The sequence below is a fragment of the Mycobacterium sp. genome, assembly GCF_035697385.1.
Taxonomy (GTDB): Bacteria; Actinomycetota; Actinomycetes; order Mycobacteriales; family Mycobacteriaceae; genus Mycobacterium.
In genome coordinates this window covers 1-4,047 of record NZ_DASSCY010000038.1, presented here as the reverse complement: position 1 = coordinate 4,047, position 4,047 = coordinate 1, and the positions used below count along the sequence as shown (strand labels likewise).

The window sequence follows — 4,047 nt, the reverse complement described above, 5'->3', positions numbered from 1 at the left end:
AGTTGGTGGTGCCGTTGACGATGCCGGCGACGCGCAGCACCGTGTCGCCGGCGAGCGACTGGGTGAGCGGCCGGATCACCGGGATGGCGCCGGCCACCGCGGCCTCGAAATATAGGTCGACGTGGGCGTGTTCGGCGGCCTGCGCCAGTTCACCGGTGGACACGGCCATCAGCGCCTTGTTGGCGGTGACGACGGACTTGCCCTGTTCGAGAGCCGACAGAATGGCCTTGCGTGCAGGCTCGACCGGTCCCATCAGTTCGACGACGATGTCGACGTCGTCCCGGGACACCAGCTCCTCGATGTTGTCGGTAAGCAACTCGATCGGCACGCCGCGGTCATCGGCGACTCGCCGCACACCGACACCGCGCAACACCAGCGGGGCGCCGATGCGGGCCGTCAGGTCACCGGCGCTCTCCTCGATGATGCGGACCACCTGGCTGCCGACGTTTCCCAGCCCCAATACCGCTACGCCGATGGGCTTCTCAGCTGTGCTCATGGATTACCTCACTTCCAGACTCAATAGATCGTCGACCGTCTCCCGGCGCAGAATCAGGCGGGCTTGCCCGTCGCGCACGGCCACCACGGCGGGGCGGCCGATCAGGTTGTAACGGCTCGACATGGAGTAGCAATACGCACCGGTGGCCGCGACTCCCAACAGGTCACCGGGCTTGACATCGTCGGGCACCCACGCATCGCGAACGACGATATCGCCGCTCTCGCAATGCTTTCCGACGATACGGCCGAGCGTGGGCGGCGCGTCGCTGCCGCGGGAAATCAGGCGGGCGTCGTACTCGGCGCCGTACAGCGACGTGCGGATGTTGTCGCTCATTCCGCCGTCGACGCTGACGTAGCGGCGGTGCGCGGTCGGACTGACGGCGACGTCTTTGACGGTGCCAACCTGATACAGCGTGATGGTGCCGGGGCCGGCGATCGCGCGGCCGGGCTCGACGACAAGTCGGGGTGCGGGCAGGCCGACCGCCGCTGACTCGTGCTGGACGATCGCGCCGAGTTTGGCGGCCAGATCCTCCACCGGCGGTGGATCGTCGTGCGGCAGATAGGAAATACCAAGTCCCCCACCGAGGTCGACGGTGGCGATCTGGCTCGTCTTGTCGACGCCGAACTCGGTGACCACCTCGCGCAGCAGGCCGATGACCCGGTGGGCGGCGATCTCGAAGCCGGCGACGTCGAAGATCTGCGAGCCGATGTGGCTGTGCAGGCCGACCAGGCGCAGATGATCGGCGGCGAACACCCGGCGCACCGCATCCATCGCCGCGCCGCTGGCTAGTGACAGGCCGAACTTCTGGTCCTCGTGCGCGGTGGAGATGAATTCGTGGGTGTGAGCCTCGACGCCGACGGTCACGCGGACGAGCACGTCCTGCACGACACCGGCGGCACCGGCGATCTCGTCGAGGCGCTCGATCTCGATCATCGAGTCGAGGACGATGTGGCCCACGCCGGCCTTCACCGCCATCGTCAGCTCGTCGACCGATTTGTTGTTGCCGTGCAAGGCGATTCGCTCCGCAGGGAAGCCGGCGTGCAAGGCAACGGCGAGCTCACCGCCGCTGGCCACGTCCAGCGCGAGGCCTTCTTCGTGTATCCAGCGCGCTACCTCGGTGCACAGGAACGCCTTGGCGGCGTAGCGCACGTGGTCACCGCCGCCGAACGCCGCAGCGATCTCGCGGCAGCGCGAACGGAAGTCGTCCTCGTCGATCACGAAAACCGGGGTGCCGAATTCGGCGGCGATGTCGGTGACGGCCACTCCCCCGATAGACACGACACCGTTGTCGCCGCGAACGGTGCTGCGCGGCCAGACATTCGGGGCGAGCTTAAGCACCTCTTGTATCGACTGCGGGCGGGGCGGAGCGCCGCCGTGGTGAATTTCCTCAGCGTGCCTCGGTCCGGCGGGGTGGGCGTTCACATCCGCTCCGGTGCGGTGACGCCGAGGATGGCCAGGCCGTTGGCGATGACCTGGCGGGTGGCCTGGCACAGTGCCAGGCGCGCGGCGTGCAGGTCGTTGGGGGCTTCGTCGCCCTGCGGCAGCACGCGGCAGGAGTCGTAGAAGCGGTGATAGTCGCCGGCGAGATCCTCGAGGTAGCGGGAGATGCGGTGCGGTTCGCGAAGGGCCGCAGCGGTTTTGAGGACACGCGGGAACTCGCCGACGTTGCGGATCAGCGTGCCCTCCTTGTCGTGCGTGAGCAACTCGAGATGGTCGGTGGCTGGTTTGACGCCAAGTTCAGCGGCGTTGCGGGCCAGTGCCGAAAGCCGCGCGTGCGCGTATTGCACGTAGTAGACCGGGTTTTCATTGGACGCCGACGACCAGAGTGCGAGGTCGATGTCGATGGGCGTGTCGACCGAGGAGCGGATCAGGGAGTACCGGGCGGCGTCGACACCGATGGCCTCGACCAGGTCGTCGAGGGTGATGACGGTTCCGGCGCGCTTGCTCATCCGGACGGGAACTCCGTCGCGGACCAGGTTGACCATCTGGCCGATGAGCACCTCGACGGTGGCGGGGTCCTCACCGAGGGCGGCGGCGATGGCTTTGAGCCGGGAGATGTAGCCGTGGTGGTCGGCGCCGAGCATGTAGATGCACAGGTCGAATCCGCGCTCGCGCTTGTCCAGGTAGTAGGCGATGTCGGCGGCGACGTACGCAGGGGCACCGTCGCTCTTGATGACGACGCGGTCCTTATCGTCGCCAAAGTCGGTGGTGCGCAACCAGACTGCGCCGTCGCTCTCGTAGATGGTGCCGGCCTCGCGAAGCTTGGCGATGGCCTGCTGGACCCGCCCGGAGCTGTGCATCGAGTCTTCGTGGGTGTACACGTCGAAGTCGGTGCCGAAGTCGTGCAGCGACTGCTTGATGTGGGTGAACATCAGGTCGACGCCGATGGCGCGGAACGTCTCGCGCATCTCGTCGTCGGGCAGGCTGAGCGCGTCGGCATCCTTGGCGAGCACCTGGGCGGCGATGTCGGCGATGTAGTCGCCGGCGTAGCCGTCCTCGGGGGTGGGTTCGCCCTTGGCGGCGGCGATCAACGAGTTGGTGAACCGGTCGATCTGGGCTCCGTGGTCGTTGAAGTAGTACTCGCGAACGACCTCGGCACCCTGGGTGGCCAGCAGTCGGCCGAGCGCGTCGCCGACGGCGGCCCAGCGGGTGCCGCCGATGTGAATAGGCCCGGTCGGGTTGGCGGAGACGAACTCGAGGTTGACACTGTGGCCCTTGAACTCGTCGGAGTGGCCGTAGTTGGCGCCGGCGTCGATGACGTTGTTGACGATGACGCCCTGGGCCGAGGCCTCGATGCGCAGGTTGACGAAACCGGGACCGGCGACGTCGGCCGAGGAAATGCCGTCTTGATCGGCGAGCGCCGAGGCGAGCCATCCGGCCAGCTCACGCGGGTTGGCGCCGACCTTCTTGCCCAGCTGCAGCGCCAGGTTGGTGGCGTAGTCGCCATGGTCGGGATTGCGCGGACGCTCTACGGTGACCGTGGCTGGAAGTGCCGCGGTGTCGAGGCCGTGCTCGGCCAGCACCGCGGCGGCGGTGGTCTTGAGCAGCTCGGCCAGGTCGGCGGGGGTCACGAGGGTCCATCCTATGGTCTGGGGTGGTCACGCCCCGAATCGATATCCGGCGCTGGGGCTACCACCCGCTTGCGGGGGGACAGCGCAGCGACGGGTACCAGCACTAGCGGCAGGCGGTCGCTCGGATGCGTTAGGCTGTCGGAGCCCATTGGCGCAGTGTTTTTATCGTGCGCCCCCGTAGCTCAGGGGATAGAGCGTCTGCCTCCGGAGCAGAAGGCCGCAGGTTCGAATCCTGCCGGGGGCACCATTTTTTCGCAGCTCAGAGCCTATTACTGGTGGTTTCCACCCGCATGCGAGCGTCCACGTCACTCAAAGGCGACGACGATTTAGCAGTTTTGGCCAGCCACACGAGGCTGTCGGCTGAGCGGGTCCACGATAAAGGGATGGAAGAGCATCCCCCGCCGCCACCGGGCCAGCGCGGTTACGGCCCACCGCGGGGCGTTTCGGGATCGAAGGGTTCCGGGCTGAGCCGCTTCCGTC

The 4,047-nt window shown here is 67.2% G+C and carries 3 protein-coding genes and 1 tRNA gene; 1 reads left to right on the top strand and 3 read right to left on the bottom strand.

Features of this window, described 5'->3' with window-relative positions:
* The 3 genes from VFH65_RS03700 to argS all read right to left on the bottom strand — a co-directional run.
* Positions 1-496, bottom strand: a 496-nt coding sequence (locus VFH65_RS03700; RefSeq protein ID WP_353319781.1) for a homoserine dehydrogenase, incomplete at its 3' end; no start/stop codon positions are given.
* Between the two features lie 3 nt (positions 497-499).
* Positions 500-1,843, bottom strand: a complete 1,344-nt coding sequence (gene lysA, locus VFH65_RS03695) for a diaminopimelate decarboxylase (protein ID WP_353319782.1) — start codon at positions 1,841-1,843, stop codon at positions 500-502.
* A 71-nt stretch (positions 1,844-1,914) separates the two neighbouring features.
* Entirely contained in the window at positions 1,915-3,567 is a 1,653-nt protein-coding gene (gene argS, locus VFH65_RS03690) for an arginine--tRNA ligase (protein ID WP_353319780.1), read from the bottom strand.
* A 171-nt stretch (positions 3,568-3,738) separates the two neighbouring features.
* Here argS and VFH65_RS03685 point away from each other — a divergent pair.
* A tRNA-Arg gene (locus VFH65_RS03685) sits at positions 3,739-3,814 on the top strand.
* Positions 3,815-4,047 lie beyond the last annotated feature (233 nt).